Genomic DNA, 15,034 nt, shown 5'->3' with positions numbered 1-15,034 from the left:
CACGGTGCCAGGGTGGATCTCCAAGGGGATCGACACTGGGGAGTGCGCCACCATGGAACTGTCACGTCGTGAACTGCTGACCCGCACCGGCCAGGCCGCCGCCGTCGCCACCGCCGCGTCCACGCTCACGATCGGGACCGCGCAGGCGGAACCCGGCGAACGCGTGAAACTCACCCAGGGCACCAACATCTCGGTGTCGCGCTCGCGTGACGGCAAGTGGCTCGCCATCGATCTCGTCACGGCCATCTGGGTCCTGCCTTCCACCGGCGGTGAGGCGCGCAAACTCACCGACGAGCTGCAGGACGCCACGCTGCCGTCGTTCGGGCCGCGCGGTCAGATCGCGTTCCAGTCCTATCGGGACGGCAACTACCACCTCTATCTGATCGGGCTCGACGGCCATGGCCTGAAGCAGCTCACGCGGGGTAAGTACGATCACCGGGAACCCGCGTTCTCACCGGACGGCAAGCGCCTCGCGTTCGTCAGCGACCGGGCAGGCAGCTACGGCGTGCACGTGCTCGACCTGGCCACGAACGCCATCACGCAGCTGACCGGCGTGCCGGACGAGGCCGCGGCGCCACAGTGGTCGGCCGACGGCAAGCGGATCATCTTCACCGTCGGCAACGCGGCGGTCGACACCGTCACGCTGGACGGCAAGCGCGAACGGCTCGTCACGGCACCGGCGGGCACGCAGCTGTTCGGTGCCGCGTTCGGGCCGGGTGACCAGCCCAGCTACACGCAGATGAAGCCCGGTCAGGCCGATCTCGTGCTCGGCACGACGGCGATCACGTCGAAGGAGGACGTGTTCGGGTTCGCGCCGGTCTGGAACGGCGACACCGTCCTGTACACCTCGGACGGCAAGCTCAGGTCGCGCACCGGCGGCTCGGTGAAGGACATTCCTTTCGAGGCAACGGTTCCGGTGCGCACGACCAGGCGGCAGCACCGCACCAAGAACCTCACCGGCGGTGCGGCGAAGGGCATCGCGAGCCCGGTGGTGTCGCCGGACGGCGCGAAGATCGCGTTCCGCGCGCTCAACGCCCTGTACCTGCTCAGCGGTGGAAAAGCGGCGAAGCTGACGGACAACAGGTACTTCGACTCCGATCCGGACTTCTCGCCGGACGGCACGAAACTGCTCTACAGCAGCGACCGCGGCGGCATTCCGCAGTTGCGGGTTCGCGACCTGAAGACCGGTGACGACAAGGTGTTCGCGCCCGCCCCGCACGCGCAGACGACGCCGAGGTTCTCGCCGGACGGCACGAAGGTCGCCTACCTCGACCACGACGGGCAGGTCTGGATCGCCGAACCCGCCGGCCTCCGCCAGGTCACGCCGACGTTGTTCCAGCCGGGCAGGCCGACCTGGTCGAAGGACGGCACCACGGTCGCACTGGCCGCCGTGAAGCCGTTCTCGCGCCGGTTCCGCGAAGGCACCAGCCAGCTGCTGTTCGTCGACCTCGCCGGCGGCACGCTGACCTACACCGAACCGATGCCGTTCCGGTCGATCGCGACGCGCGGCGACGACGGCCCGGTGTGGTCACCGGACGGCAAGAACATCGCGTTCGTCGTGGAGAGCGTCGCCTGGGTCGTCCCGGTGGACGCCAAGGGCAGGTTCCTCGGCGAACCGCGTCAGGTCACCCGCGAGGTCACCGACTCACTGGCCTGGAGCGGCAACGACTCACTGGTGTACTTGAACAACGGTCGAATCCGGAAGTCCACACTGGACGGCAGGGTCACGACGATCCGGCACGACCTCACGTGGCGCAGGCCCAAGGCGCCCGAGCGCAAGGTGATCCGCGTCGGCGCCTACTGGGACGGCCAGGCGCACGAGCTCAAGCGGAACGTCGACATCGTCGTGGAAGGCGGCAAGGTCAAGGAGATCCGGCCACAACGCGGCAAAGCCGACGTCGACGCGGGCACGTTGACCGCCATCCCCGGCCTGATCGACGCCCACAACCACTGGCACCTGCGCGGGCGTCAGTGGGGTGCGCGGCAAGGCCTGACGTGGCTCGCGTACGGCATCACGACGGTGCGCTCGCCCGGTGACCCGGTCTACCAGATGGTCGAGACCCGCGAGGCGCTGGCGGCGGGAACCCTGACGGGGCCGCGGTTCTACGCGACCGGCGAGGCCGTCGACGGCTCGCGCGTCTACTACAACTTCATGCGCCCGACGCTCAGCAAGGCCCAGCTCGACCTCGAACTGCGCCGCGCCCACGAGCTCGACTACGACCTGATCAAGACCTACGTCCGGCTGCCCGTCGAGCTGCAACGCGCTGCCGTGCAACGGTCGAGGGTCCCGCTGTCGTCCCACTACCTCTACCCGGCCGCCAACCTCGGCATGGACGGAATGGAGCACGTCGGCGCCACCAACCGCCTCGGCTACTCCCACACCGTCACCCGCCAGGGCCGGGCCTACCAGGACGTGATCGCGCTCTTCACGGCGTCCGGCATGTCGATCACGCCCACCCTCTTCCAGTCACGCGCGTTGTACGCCAAGGACAAGTCGATCGTCACCGACGAACGCACCCGTGTGCTGTACCCGCCGTGGGAGTACGAGCGGTTCGTCGCCGACGCCAACAACCAGGGCACCCCCGCCGGCACGTCGTCGCTGGACGTCCTGCGCGGCTGGGTCGAGTTCGCCCTGAAGGTCCACCGGGGCGGCGGCTTCGTCATCACCGGCACCGACGCGCCGCTCGACAGCCCCGCCACCGCCACACACACGAACCTCCGCGCGCTGGTCGAGTTCGGTTTCACGCCGAGGGAAGCGCTCATCACCGCGACCCGCAACCCGGCGAAGTGGCTGGGCCTGCCGCTCGGCACGATCGAGCCGGGCGCTCCGGCCGACATCGCGTTCGTGGACGGCAACCCGCTGGCCGACATCAAGGCCGCGGCGAACGTCAAGCTGGTCGCGGTCGGCGGGAGGGTCCACGACATCCCGGAACTGCTCGCGCCGTACCGGAACCAGCAGACGCTCACGGCCCACACCGCTCAGCTGCCGGCGTTGCCCTCAGCCGAGAACAAGCACTGGTGGCACGAGCCGGAGTGGGCCGAGCGCGTCTGCTGCGATCACTGAGAAGGCGCCAGCACGATGTCGAAACGGGAGCGCGCCCACGGCTTGTCGCCGAGCGCCCTCCCGTCCGGCGTCGCCGCACCGGCCTGCTGCTCGTCGAACCGCTTGACCAGCGACTCCTTGACGCCGAACACCGAGTCGCCGATCTCCAGTTGAGGATCGCCTTCGACGAAGATGTGTGTGACGAGCGTGCGGAAGTCCTGCGCCGACACCATGAAGTGCAGGTGGGCGGCGCGCACGGGGGAGCGGTCCACCGCGTCCAGCAAGGCGCCCACGGGTCCGTCGTGCGGGATCGGGTAGGGCGTCGGAGTGGTGCACCAGAACGAGAAACCGCCGTCCTCGCCGGAGAACAGGTGGCCGCGGCCCGCCACCCGCGAGTCGCTGTACTGCACGTCGTAGAAGCCGTCCTCGTCGGCCTCCCACACCTCGATCCGCGCGCCCGGCACCGGGTTGCCCGCGGTGTCGCGCACGGTTCCCTCGACCCAGCAAGGGGTTCCGGCGGCACCCGCCGCGATGTCCCCGCCCACACCGACCAACGGCGACTCCTCCACGAAGAACGGGCCGAAGACCGTTGCCTCCGTGGCGTTCTCGTAGGCCTCGTTGTTCACCGCGATGGTCTGCATCGACGCGCCCAGCACGTCGGACAGCAGGATGAACTCCTGCCGCCTCTCGTCGGTGATGTGCCCGACGGCGGTCAGGAACTCGATCGCCCGCGTCCACTCGGCCTCGGTCAGGCGGGTCTCGCGGATGAACGCGTGCAGGTGCCGGGTGAGCGCCTCCATCAGCTCCTTGAGCCGCGGGTCCGGTGTGCGCGCGAACGACGCGACGACCTCGTCGGTGAGCTGTTCCTCGATGCGCTGTTGAGCGGTCATGCGTCGAGCCCCTTCTGGGCAGCGGTGAGCAGGGCGATCAGGTCGTCCTCGGTGACCGGGCGGGGGTTCGACGCGGGCACGGACGGCAGCACGAGCCGCGCGGCCTCGCGGACGTCGGGCACGCCACGAAGCTCGTGCGAGGCACCGATCTCGTCGTACAGGTCGAGGAGACCACCGCCCAGTGCCTCGGTGATCCTGGCGGCGGCCTCGGGAACCGCAGGGGCGTTGAAGGCCAGCACGTGCGGCAGGATCGCCGTGTGCGTCTGGGCGTGCGGGAGGTTGTAGGCGCCGCCGAGCACGTGGCAGATCTTGTGGTGCAGGCCGGAACCCGCCGACGCGAACGCCACCGCGGCCAGGTAGGCGCCGTAGAGCATCAGCTCCCGGCCCTCGACGTCGCTGACCAGGCGAAGGCCACGGCTCAGCGCGCGAATGCCCTCCAGCGCCAGCGCCTGGTTGATCGGGTCGGCGCGCGGGGCCCACATCGAGTCGACGCAGTGCGCCAGCGCGTTGCAGCCCGAGGCGATCGACAGCTCCCGAGGCAGTGACGACATGAGGTCCGCGTCGTAGATGACGGTCACCGGCAGGACCCGGTCGTCGACGCCGGTGGTCTTGCGGGAGGCCTCGGTCAGGCCCCACACGTTGGTCGCCTCCGAACCCGCGTACGTGGTGGGCACGGCGACGATCGGCAGCCCGGTGGTCAGCGCGACCGCCTTGGCGAGTCCGGTCGTGGAGCCGCCGCCGACGCTCACCAGCAGGTCCGCCCCGGACTCGGCGGCCAGCGCGCGGGCACGTTCGGCGTTCTCCACCGGCACGTGCGGCGCCACGTCCGTGCAGTGCTCGGCCACGTCGATCTTCGCCGTCACCGCGGTGGGCTTCCCGGAGATCAGCAGCACCCTCCGCGCACCGAGCCTGGCCACTTCCGCGGCCAGGTCGTCCGCCGCCGTGCCGGTACCGAACCGCACCCGCTGGCCGAGCGTGACGTGCTCGAACTGCCAGGTCACGCGCTCTCCTCCCGGCTCAGGACCGTGGTCAGGACGGACATCAGCTCCGCTTCCGGGTCGGCGGGCAACGACGAGCCGCGCCACGCGACGTGCTTGTCCGGCCGCACCAGCACAGCGCCGTCCTCGTCCACACCGGACAGTCGAGACCAGTCGAAGTAGAGGTCCGTGACCGCACGCCCTGGCCCGATCACGACGGTCCGCAACGGCACCCCGAGCCGGTCCGCCGCCTTCTGCGCCGCGTCGGCCCACGCCTCGCCGGTGATGCCCGTCAGCAACGTGAACTGCCCGTACGGCACCAGGTCGTGGGTGGAGAGCTTGCTCCTGCTGTCCCCGACCCAGGCGTGCGGCAGGCGCGCCCCCGGCCAGGTCGACGGCTCGTAGTACAGCTCCGGATCGCGCGACGGTGCAGGCTTCTCCCCGCCGTCGGCGACCACCGCGCTGGACTCGTACGACTGACCCATCTCCACTCCGTGAGCGTTGAACTCGTAGTTCTTGAGTTCCATGGCTTCCCGCACCGCGGCGCGCTTGGCGGCACCCGCGAGGCTGCTGTCCTTGCGTTCCTCGATGCGCGCGTCCATCTCGTCGGCGGACTGGGAGGCGTCGAGCCCGAGCGCCTCGAAGAGCGCACCGAACTCGCGGGCGGACTTGTTGGCGCGCGTTACGATCTGCCGTGCCACGGGGGCACGTTCGGCGGAGTAGGTCTCCAGCAGTTCGGCACCCGCCTGTCCATTGAGGACGAGAGCGAGCTTCCACGCCAGGTTGTACGAGTCCTGGATCGACGTGTTGGAGCCAAGTCCGTTGCTCGGCGGATGCTTGTGCACGGCGTCCCCGGCGCAGAACACCCTGCCGCTGTGCAACCGGGTCGCGTACTGCTCGTTGTTGCCCCACAGGGAGATTCCGGTGATCTCGGCGTCGAGTGCTGGGTCGCCGACGAGGTTGCGCACGATCTGCAGCGCGTCGTCCTCGGTCACCTCGGGCACGCCCTGCGCGAGGTCGAAGCCCCAGACGATCAGCCACTCGTTCCACGGCCGGACCATCCGCACGAGCCCGGCGCCGATCCCGCCGACGTTCGCACCGGGCTGGATCACCCAGTACAGCACCGAGGGGCGGTGCCGGCAGAGTTCGGACAGGTCGGCCTTGAACGTGATGTTCATGGACCCGGCCACGTCCATCTCGCCCTCGTAGGGCAGGTCCAGGCCGGCGGCCACGGCTGACCGCGCGCCGTCCGCGCCGATCAGGTACTTCGCCCTGATCGTGTACTCGGACCCGGTCAGCCGGTTGAGCACCCGCACGGTCACCCCGGTCGCGTCCTGCGTGTGCCCCAGGTACTCGGTGCTGAACTGCGTCTGCGTGCCGCGGGCCGTGGCGTTGCGGACCAGGATCGGCTCCAGGTACGTCTGCGGGATGTCGCAGTTGAGCGACGGCGACGCGAGCACGTGGTCGGCGTGCCGGGCGGGGTGGTTGCCCCAGGTGAGGATGCGGCCGATCTCCTCACCGGTGATCGAGGTGCAGAACACCGTGTCGCCGATCAGGTGGTGCGGGGTGGCGTCGGCGAGCACCTGGTCCTCGATGCCGACGTCCCGGAAGATCTCCATCGTGCGCTGGTTGGTGATGTGCGCGCGGGGAGTGTTCGCGGTCCACCGGTACTTGGTGATCATGATGTTCGGAACGCCCAGCGTGGACAGGAACAGCGCCGCGGAGGCCCCGGCGGGACCCGATCCCACGATCAGCACATCGGTCTCGACCGCGGTGCTCGTCGGCGGGGACGTGTCGGCGAGACCGTCGTGGAAAGTCACCATGACGGAACGGTGACAGTCCTGTGTCGTCACCAGGGCCGAGCGCCCGCACGTGGCGGAAACAGGCAAAAACTCAGGACCGCAGCGCCGCCCGGTCCTGCCGGGGCGTCACCCCGAACCTCGCCCGGTAGGTGCGCGAGAAGTGCGCCTGCGACACGAACCCGGTCCGCGCGGCGACCTCGGCCAGCGCGACGGGCTCGACGAGCAGGCGCCGGGCGGCGTCCAGGCGCGCGTTCAGGATCGCCTGCGGCACGCTCTGTCCCGACTTCGCGAACAACCGCGAGAGGTGCCGGTCGGAGTACCCGATCGCGGCGGCGATCCGTTGCGCGCACAGCTCCTGTTCGTGCAGGTGAGCGGCGATGAAGGCGTGCGCGGCTGCCAGATCACCCGTGGTCGTGCGGGCACCGCCCAGCAGCGTGCCGAGCAGGTCGGTCGCGGTGTGCTCCAGCCCGTCCCAGTCGGCCGGTCCGCGCAACGCACCTTGTAGTGCCACCACCAACGCTCGCGCGTGCGCGTCGTCCTGGAAGTTGAACACCTGAGGCTTCACGGTGCCGCGCAGCAGCGACCGCGGTGCCTTCAACACGAGCTCGGTGAGGCCCTCGCCGAACTCACGCCGGAACGGCTGGTCCGCGTCCAGCACGAGCGCCTGGCCTGGCGCGACGAGCTCGTGGCCACCCCGGTGCCGGACGTGGCTCTGCCCGGCCAGCATGAAGTAGACGACCAGCCCGTCGGCCGGGTGCTCGGCGATCTGCCGGACGTCCCGCTCGACGGCGTGCGGTGACCCGCTCACGCGTGCGACGTGCAGGCGGGGGAGGGACAGGTTCACCTCGGTGCCGTCGAACGGCCTGCCCGCCCGCGGCTCGACCCGCAGCCCGACCAGCGCGCGGGCGTTGTGCTCCTCCCACCCGGCGAGCCTGCGCGAGCCGGGCAGGTCGTGCGTCCGGAACCTGGTCAGGCCGGGCGGGTGCACGAGTGCCATCCGTCCAAGGTAATACGAGGCCGGGCAGAATGATCGGCGTGAGCCCGGACAAGCTGACCGTCGACCTGCACCCGATCTTCCGCAGCGACCAGGACATCGCGCAGGCCGTGCGCAACGCGCTGTTCCGCGCCGCCGGGCAGAAGGTGCCGCTGGTCGAGATCATCACGGGCAAGGGTTCCGGCAAGCTCAAGAGCCGCGTGCTCGCGATGTTGAGGCAGCCGCACGTGAAGAGGCTCTACCGGCGGGTGGAGGTCGCTCCCGGCAACGACGGGATGGTGCTCGTGCACCTCAGGTGAGGCTCAGCGTTCGCTGGTCCGCCGCATGACGCGGGCGAGCAGCTCGGCTTCCTCGCTGCCCTCGTCGTCGTTCGCCGTGAGGGCGAGCAGGAAGATGATGATCACGCTGACGCCGGCGCCGCCGATGATGAGCGACGTGATGAGTTCCTGGGAGTTGCCGACGACGATCGACGCGCTGTGGTCGTGCGCCATGCTCATCGCGTACATGCCGGTGTAGTGCATGCCCGTGACGGCAACGCCCATCACCAGCGCGGCACCGATGACGGCCGCGAAGCCGCTGACCTTCCGGGTGAACCACAGCGCGACGGTCGAGGCGACCACGGCGATCACGACGGAGACCAGCACGAGGCCGATGTTGTAGGAGACGTGGGCGTTGATCACGATCGCGGCCATGCCGGTGTAGTGCATCGCGGCGACGCCGAGCCCGGTGACGAGCCCGCCGGCGGCGAGCGGCCAGAAGCGCGTGTCGCCGTTCACCCCGTAGCGCCGCACCAGGAACAGGCCTGCGGCCACCACCACGATGGCGACGACCATGCTCAGCAACGTGATCGGGATGTCGTAGGAGACGTTCGCACCCATCCAGGTGCCGAGCATCGCGGTGAAGTGCATGCCCCAGATGCCGAGCCCGCCGATCGACACGGCGGCCACGGCGATCCACCAGTTCCGCGTCGTCCGGTTCGCGTTTCGCGCTCGCTCAGAAGACAGGAGACCGAGCACCGAGCCCAGAACCGCGACGACGTAGGCAGCGATCGGCGTGAGCGTCCCCATGTCCATGGTCGAGATGAAAACATTTCGAATCTATCTGGCACAAGGCCGGTGTGGACACTGGTACCAGGGAAAACGTTGTGCGATCAGGCAGACACACCGCGTGTGCGCTGTCCGTCCACAAAGGATTCACACGCGCAGTGACCGATCAGGTGCGGCGAGCATGCGCTGGGCCCTGGGAAAGTCCCGAAGTTCTACTGAGAGTAGGTCCAGGGTGGGTTTCAGCACCTGCGACGGCACTCCGCGGGCGTCGAGCACCTCGCCGGTCCACGACAGAAACGTTTGGAACAACGCGTCATCGTCCACGTACAGAGCGGTGGCGAGATATTCGACGATGTGCGCCAAGTCCTCCGCCGTGTGCTGGCGCTGGGCGTCGGTGTAGGACTTCATGGCGGGCACGCGTTCTTCCATAGCCTTGAACACCGAGCGCACCAGATCACGCGCACTGCGTGACACGAGCGTGTACTCCTGGTCGGCGAGGTGCGGCAGGTCGTCGATCGGCTGGTGCGGCGCCGACGGCCGGGGCATCGTCTGCGACATCAACATGTCCGCGGCCGACCGGGCGTCGGCGGCCCACGCGTTCGCGCCGAACCGCCGCGCATGCCTGCCGTCCGCGCCGAACGCCGCCCCGCCCACCATCACCGGCACACCCGCCGCCTGGCAGGCCGTCATCGTGGCGTGCGCGGCCGGCAGCCTGGTGGCGATCGAGCTGGACAGCGCCACCACGTCCGGGCCGGTGCGGTGCAGGTGCGTGATCAGGTGCGGTGCCGGCACCTGCGCGCCCAGGTAGTCGACGGCGAAACCACGCGACGCCAGCACCTCCGCCAGCAGTCGCGCGGGCAACGCGTGCCACTCGCCGTCCACGCACGCCACCGTCACGCGGCCGTGCACCGGTTTCCGCCGAGGCCTGCTGAGCGACAACGCGGTGACCGCGCGGTCGTTGATCGCGGTGATCGCGTGCTCCTGAGCCACGCTGATCTGGTTCGCGGCCCACTCCTGGCCGACCCGGCGCTGCACGGCGCCGATCACGTCGAGCAGCACGAACTCGTGGCCGTGGTCCTCGGCGGCCGCGAGCACCACGTCGGTCGCGCGGTGCTCGTCGCCGTCCAGCGCCGCTTCCCACAACGCGTCGACGGAGCTCACGAGGACCTCCTGCGCGGCGCGGTGATCGCGAGAACCGCCATGTCGTCGTGCACTCCGCTGCCGACCCATTGCGACGCAAGCATGTGCACGTGCTCGACGAGCGCCTCGGCCGGCATGCCCCCGCACGCCGTCAGGGCGCGCCGCAGCCGTTCCTCGCCGAACTCCTCGTCGCCGAGCGGGCCGCCGTTGGCCTCGGTGATGCCGTCCGTGTAGAGCAGGCACGAGTCGCCGGGCGCCAGCAGCACCTCGTCGGTCGCCGTGACGATCTGCGGCAGGATGCCGACGAGCGTGCCCTTGGTCGAGGCCGCCTCGACCGCGCCGTTCGCGCGCACGATCAACGGTGGCAGGTGCCCGCCCGAGGTCAGCGTCACGTGCAGATTGCCGTTCTCCGGCCGCACGGTGCCGACGACCGTCGTGATGAAGCGGGAGCTGTCCGTCGTCAGCAGTGCCTGGTTGAGGGCCTGCAGCATCTGGTCGTGGTCGGTCACGACCTGCAGCAGCGCGTGCAGGGTCGTGCGGACCTTGCCGGTCTGCGCCGCCGCGTCCAGTCCCTTGCCGCAGACGTCGCCGAGCACGACGAACAACTGGTCGTCGGGCAGCGGGTGCACGTCGTAGAAGTCGCCGCCGACGTGTTCGGTGTCGCCCGACGCCCGGTAGCGCCCGGCCAGTTCGACGTGCTCGTAGCGGCGGAGCACGGGCGGCAGCAGGTCGCGCGTCAGCCGTTCGGTGATCACGGCCTGGTGGGTGAACAGGCTGGCCGCCGAGATCGCCACGCCCGCCCTCGACGCGAACAGGCGCGCGAACGCCTCCTCGTCCTCGGAGAACCGCTTGTCCCGCCGGATGAGGATCAGCGCACCGGCCGGCACGCCATGACCGGGCAGCGGCGTCACGACGATCGAGACACCGTCGCTCGCCAGCCAGTCCGGCGCCGCGGCCGGGTCGATCCAGCGCGACGGCACGGGCGGGAAGCCGCGCAACGCCTCGCTGAGGCCCACGACCTCCTCGACGTCGACGTGCTGCAGTTCATACGTCGGCGCCTGGCCCCGCAGACAGCGCGTGACGGGATGGCCGTGGTCCGAGCGGGGAGCGATCACCAGTGCCTCGTCCGCGAGGTGCTCGGCGGCGAGCTCGGCGACGACGGTCATGCACCGCTCGGGGTTGAGCGAGGTCATCAGGGCGTTGGACATCCGCCCCAGCAGCGCGGCCCGTTCCCGTTCCAGCAGCAGGTCGGTCTCGTCGAGCAGCCACCAGGTGACAGAGCCGTCCTCGTGGTCGACCCTGTGAGCTGCATAACTGCGTTCCGCGACGTGCACGGACTCGCCGTGCTGCCACTGCGGCGGCAAAGCCTGTTCGGGGAAGAGCGTCTTGGCCGCATCGTTCATGCCGTGCACCGCACCGACGGCGTCGACGACGAGCGCGGGACACGGAGAACGCAGCCAGCTGGATACCGTGACCACGCTCCGAGTGTCGCATCAGAAGCCGATCAAGAACAACGTTTGAGATCGGCGTGGCGTGGGTATGAGGTCCTCAGAGGACGATCACAGCGCCACCTGCCCGGTGATGCCGAGCACGGTGTTCCCGCCCACCCAGATCTCGCCGTCCACCTGCGAGAGGTGCACGCGCCCGCGCCGCCCGAGCACCGTCCCCTGGGCCGCCACGTACTCCTCTTGAGCGATTCCGGCGGGAATCAGCCACTGCGCGATCGAGGCGTTGAGACTGCCGGTCACCGGGTCCTCCTCGAACCGGCTGCCCTCGTTGATGAACGCCCGCACCTCGAACGCGGCGTCACCACCCTCGCGATGCGGCCCGACCACCCCGATCCCCGTGAACTCGCCGAACCGCTGGTAGTCCGGCCTGGTCGCCAGCACGGCCTCGGCGGAGTGCAGCAGCACCGCGACCCAGCCGGGCCCGTTGTCGGCCCACTGAGCTCCTGCGATGTCCTCCGGAGTGATCGCCAGCGCGTCGGCCAGCGCCTGGTGGTCCTCGACGGGGCCGCCGCGCAGCAGCGGGGGAGCGGCGAACGCCAGCCGCTCGCCGTCCCGGCGCACCTCCACCAGCCCGGCGCCGCACTCCTGCACGACTTTGCCCTGGTCCTGCGGTGTGTGACCGGCCGTGAGCCACACGTGGGCCGACCCGAGCGTCGGGTGGCCGGCGAACGGCAGCTCGCGGCTCACCGTGAAGATCCTCACCCGGTAGTCGGCGGCGGGGTTCGTCGGCGGCAGCAGGAACGTGGTCTCCGCGAGGTTCGTCCAGTTCGCGAAGGCCGCCATCTGCTCCGTGGTCAGGCCCTCCGCGTCGTGCACGACCGCGAGCGCGTTGCCCTTCATGAACTCGTCGGTGAACACGTCGACCTGGCTGAACGTCCGCATGCGGCCAACCTACTGTCAATGGTGCGGTTCGACGTCTGCCCACCGTACGAGGTGGCGACCGCACACGTGGTGCCGTCCATTTATCGGCTCTTAACCTCAAAAGCATGTCCTGCCTGCAATGACGGAGGCGAACACATGCGACTGAGCAACGCGCTCCTGGCACTGGCCGCGGCCACCGGCCTGGCCGCGGCTTCCCTGTCGATCTCGCTGGCGGCGGTCCCGCCACCACAACCCGGCGGCCTGACCAAGTACAACATCACCGGCACCTACGTCAGCGGCCTGTCCTCCGGCGGCTACATGGCGAACCAGCTCCACGTCGCCTACTCCAGCGTGTTCCAGGGCGCGGGCATCTTCTCCGCCGGCGCCTACGACTGCGCCCAGAACAACGTGAACACCGCCCTGCTCGCCTGCATGGACACCTTCCAGGCCCGCAAGACACCCGCGGAACTCGAACAGCTGACCAGGACCCGTGCCACCGCGGGAACCGTCGACCCGCCGCAGAACCTCTCCGGCGACCCGGTCTGGCTGTTCCACGGCAGCGCCGACGACACGGTCGACCGCGCGGTGAACGACGACCTCGCCACCTACTACCGCGACTTCGGCGCACGCGTGGTCTACAACAACGCCACCGCGGCCGGTCACGCGTGGATCAGCCCGATCGGACCGAACGCCTGCGGCACCACGACTTCGCCGTACGTCAACAAGTGCGGCACCACCGACCCGGTGAAGGAGATGCTGGGCCACCTGTTCGGCCCGGTGAACGCGGCTGCCTCGACGTTGTCCGGCAAGCTCGTCCAGTTCGACCAGAACACCTACGCGCCCGGTGGCAACGCGGCTTCGATCAGCATGGGCCGTGAGGGGTTCGCCTACGTGCCACGTGCGTGCGAGACCGGTCCCTGCAAGCTGATGGTGACGCTGCACGGTTGCTACCAGTACTTCGGGCTGATCGGCAACGCGTTGATGGACAAGGCTTATCTCAACGAGTACGCCGACACGAACAACATGATCGTGCTGTACCCGCAGGCCACGACGATGACCGGGAACCCGCGCGGCTGCTGGGACTGGTGGGGCTATCAGTCGGCGCAGTACGCGCTCAAGGCCGGTCCGCAGATGGCGGCCGTGGTGAACATGGTGAAGGCGTTGAGCAACGGTGGGCCTCCGCCGACGACGACCACAACCACGACCACCACGACGACTCCGCCTACTTCGGAGTGCGTGACCGCCAGCAACTACGCCCACACCGTTGCCGGTCGTGCGTACGCCAATCTGGGTCAGACCTACGCGCTGGGGTCGAATCAGCTGCTGGGGCTGTGGAACACCTTCACCACCAGCGCGATCCGGCAGACGTCGCCGAACTACTGGGTGAAGTGCTGAGCGATGGAGATCAGAGACTGACGGATCGCTCTGCGGCCTGGTCGACCACGAACGGCTTCCCGGGGCAGCTTGGTGACCAGCCGGCGGCGAGGGCCGTGCGAATGCTGGTGGCGACGTCGGCCGGCCTGACCGGAGCGGTAGGTGCGTTGATCCAGTTGCTCGGGTGCGGCCGGCCGGTGTTCACGACCAGGACGGTTCCCGCGGAGTCGAAGTGTTCGACCGCATAGCTCAGCGGCGTCCAGGTGAGGCCTTGGCTGTACGTCGGCTTGTGTCGAACGCGCCAGCGATAGACCGTGCCGTCGACGACGATCCGCCGAGAGCGTTTTCTTGCCAGTGTCATGCCCGCCCCACAGATTTGCTTGTCAGGGCATGAAAAGTACCTGAACTGGCACTGTCGTCCACACTGATATCCACACCCGACGCCGCGCGAGAGAGCCCCGGGGTGGCGGCGAGCACCGCCACCCCGGTCCCGTCAGCAGTGGTCGAACGCGTAACCGGACTGACCAGGCCCGACGAGGTAGCGGTCGCGCAACGTGGTGGTGGCCGGCGTGTCCGGGTCGTTGCACACGTCCTCGAACGTGCCGCGCAGGTCATCGGTGTACTCGATGTCCATCACATGCTCTTTGTAAACGTCGGAGTAGGACGAGCACTCCTCCCAGCGGTGGCATTCCTCGGAGACCGCGAAGTCGAACCCGACCTCGGAGCGTCCGCGCGCGGCCTGCTCGGCGGAGTTCTTCTGACCGATGGCGAGGCCGCGGTTGTGCGAGCGGTCGGCGAGCAGCTTCGCGTAGGCGAGGTTGTTGCTGACGCTCAGCTTGCCCTTGGAACGCAGGTAGGAGTCGAGGTTGTCGACCTCGACGGCCTTGAAGCCCTTGTTCGCGCACTGGTCGATGGTCGCGCCGATGATGCCGGCGAGCTCGGTGCGCTTGGCCGAGGTCGAGGTGTCGAGCAGGAACTCGTCCGGCCAGTTCGGGTCGATGATCGGCTTGCCCGACGAGTCCTTGAGGATCAGGTGCTTGCGCTGGTTCAGCCAGACGTCGCGGTCTCCCGGCTGGGTCTGGAAACCGTTGACATAGCAGATGTTGTAGATGCCGGGCGCGGGCGTGGCGGTGCTGTCGCGGGTCACGAGGTTCACGCCCTGGGGCGGCGTGTACGCGGCGCCGAGTTGGTAGTCGAGGACCGCGCCGGCAGGGGGCAGCTCGAACGCGGCGGCCGAGAGGCCTTCCGCCTGGCTCGACGAGGTCAGGGGTCCGGCCACGCAGGCAGCCAGCGCGACTGCGGCCAACGCGGTTCCGGTGAGGGCGCGTGCAGGGGAGGTCATAGGCGCCAAACTCCTTGATCGCTCATAAGTGGTGATTGAGTGTGAGCGACTGTAGCG

At 69.1% G+C, this 15,034-nt stretch carries 13 protein-coding genes; 3 read left to right on the top strand and 10 right to left on the bottom strand.

Going from position 1 to position 15,034, the window contains the following annotated elements:
- The first annotated feature begins 52 nt into the window (after nucleotides 1–52).
- Nucleotides 53–3,064, top strand: coding sequence for an amidohydrolase family protein (locus ACSHWB_RS46030; RefSeq protein WP_439659653.1), 3,012 nt, complete (start codon nucleotides 53–55; stop codon nucleotides 3,062–3,064).
- Here the strand turns inward: ACSHWB_RS46030 and ACSHWB_RS46025 are convergent.
- From ACSHWB_RS46025 to ACSHWB_RS46010, 4 genes are all read right to left on the bottom strand, one after another.
- On the bottom strand, nucleotides 3,058–3,933 hold the full coding sequence (locus ACSHWB_RS46025) for a dioxygenase (protein ID WP_439659652.1): 876 nt from the start codon (nucleotides 3,931–3,933) through the stop codon (nucleotides 3,058–3,060). The genes ACSHWB_RS46030 and ACSHWB_RS46025 overlap by 7 nt on opposite strands.
- Entirely contained in the window at nucleotides 3,930–4,934 is a 1,005-nt protein-coding gene (locus tag ACSHWB_RS46020) for a maleylacetate reductase (protein ID WP_439659651.1), read from the bottom strand. The genes ACSHWB_RS46025 and ACSHWB_RS46020 overlap by 4 nt, the downstream gene beginning before the upstream one ends.
- On the bottom strand, nucleotides 4,931–6,733 hold the full coding sequence (locus tag ACSHWB_RS46015; protein WP_439659650.1) for an FAD-dependent oxidoreductase: 1,803 nt from the start codon (nucleotides 6,731–6,733) through the stop codon (nucleotides 4,931–4,933). Before ACSHWB_RS46015 ends, ACSHWB_RS46020 begins: the two co-directional genes overlap by 4 nt.
- Nucleotides 6,734–6,803: 70 nt before the next feature.
- The gene (locus ACSHWB_RS46010) at nucleotides 6,804–7,709 is read right to left on the bottom strand and encodes an AraC family transcriptional regulator (RefSeq protein WP_439659649.1); all 906 of its coding nucleotides are present in this window, start codon (nucleotides 7,707–7,709) and stop codon (nucleotides 6,804–6,806) included.
- A 38-nt stretch (nucleotides 7,710–7,747) separates the two neighbouring features.
- Here ACSHWB_RS46010 and ACSHWB_RS46005 point away from each other — a divergent pair, with 38 nt between their 5' ends.
- Complete coding sequence (locus ACSHWB_RS46005) at nucleotides 7,748–8,005, top strand: Smr/MutS family protein (protein WP_439659648.1); 258 nt, start codon at nucleotides 7,748–7,750, stop codon at nucleotides 8,003–8,005.
- Between the two features lie 3 nt (nucleotides 8,006–8,008).
- Here ACSHWB_RS46005 and ACSHWB_RS46000 read toward each other — a convergent pair whose 3' ends face one another.
- From ACSHWB_RS46000 to ACSHWB_RS45985, 4 genes are all read right to left on the bottom strand, one after another.
- Entirely contained in the window at nucleotides 8,009–8,779 is a 771-nt protein-coding gene (locus ACSHWB_RS46000; RefSeq protein ID WP_439659647.1) for an MHYT domain-containing protein, read from the bottom strand.
- 120 nt (nucleotides 8,780–8,899) lie between these two features.
- Nucleotides 8,900–9,913 carry a cobalamin B12-binding domain-containing protein gene (locus tag ACSHWB_RS45995; protein WP_439659646.1) on the bottom strand — a complete coding sequence of 338 codons (1,014 nt, stop codon included), beginning with the start codon at nucleotides 9,911–9,913 and terminating at the stop codon, nucleotides 8,900–8,902.
- Complete coding sequence (locus tag ACSHWB_RS45990; protein WP_439659645.1) at nucleotides 9,910–11,370, bottom strand: PP2C family protein-serine/threonine phosphatase; 1,461 nt, start codon at nucleotides 11,368–11,370, stop codon at nucleotides 9,910–9,912. The genes ACSHWB_RS45995 and ACSHWB_RS45990 overlap by 4 nt, the downstream gene beginning before the upstream one ends.
- 81 nt (nucleotides 11,371–11,451) lie before the next feature.
- The gene (locus ACSHWB_RS45985) at nucleotides 11,452–12,282 is read right to left on the bottom strand and encodes a PhzF family phenazine biosynthesis protein (RefSeq protein WP_439659644.1); all 831 of its coding nucleotides are present in this window, start codon (nucleotides 12,280–12,282) and stop codon (nucleotides 11,452–11,454) included.
- 135 nt (nucleotides 12,283–12,417) lie between these two features.
- Here ACSHWB_RS45985 and ACSHWB_RS45980 point away from each other — a divergent pair, with 135 nt between their 5' ends.
- On the top strand, nucleotides 12,418–13,656 hold the full coding sequence (locus ACSHWB_RS45980) for an extracellular catalytic domain type 2 short-chain-length polyhydroxyalkanoate depolymerase (RefSeq protein WP_439659643.1): 1,239 nt from the start codon (nucleotides 12,418–12,420) through the stop codon (nucleotides 13,654–13,656).
- Nucleotides 13,657–13,666: 10 nt separating this feature from the next.
- Here ACSHWB_RS45980 and ACSHWB_RS45975 read toward each other — a convergent pair whose 3' ends face one another.
- Nucleotides 13,667–13,996 (bottom strand): hypothetical protein, encoded by a 330-nt coding sequence (locus ACSHWB_RS45975; protein WP_439659642.1) that lies wholly within the window; start codon nucleotides 13,994–13,996, stop codon nucleotides 13,667–13,669.
- Between the two features lie 132 nt (nucleotides 13,997–14,128).
- Complete coding sequence (locus ACSHWB_RS45970; protein WP_439659641.1) at nucleotides 14,129–14,977, bottom strand: endo alpha-1,4 polygalactosaminidase; 849 nt, start codon at nucleotides 14,975–14,977, stop codon at nucleotides 14,129–14,131.
- Between the last annotated feature and the right edge of the window lie 57 nt (nucleotides 14,978–15,034).

Origin of the sequence: Lentzea sp. HUAS TT2, from assembly GCF_051853195.1 — a bacterium.
Classification (GTDB): domain Bacteria; phylum Actinomycetota; class Actinomycetes; order Mycobacteriales; family Pseudonocardiaceae; genus Lentzea.
The sequence above is the reverse complement of the archived record's forward strand: the minus strand, read 5'-3'. Positions and strand labels throughout refer to the sequence as shown.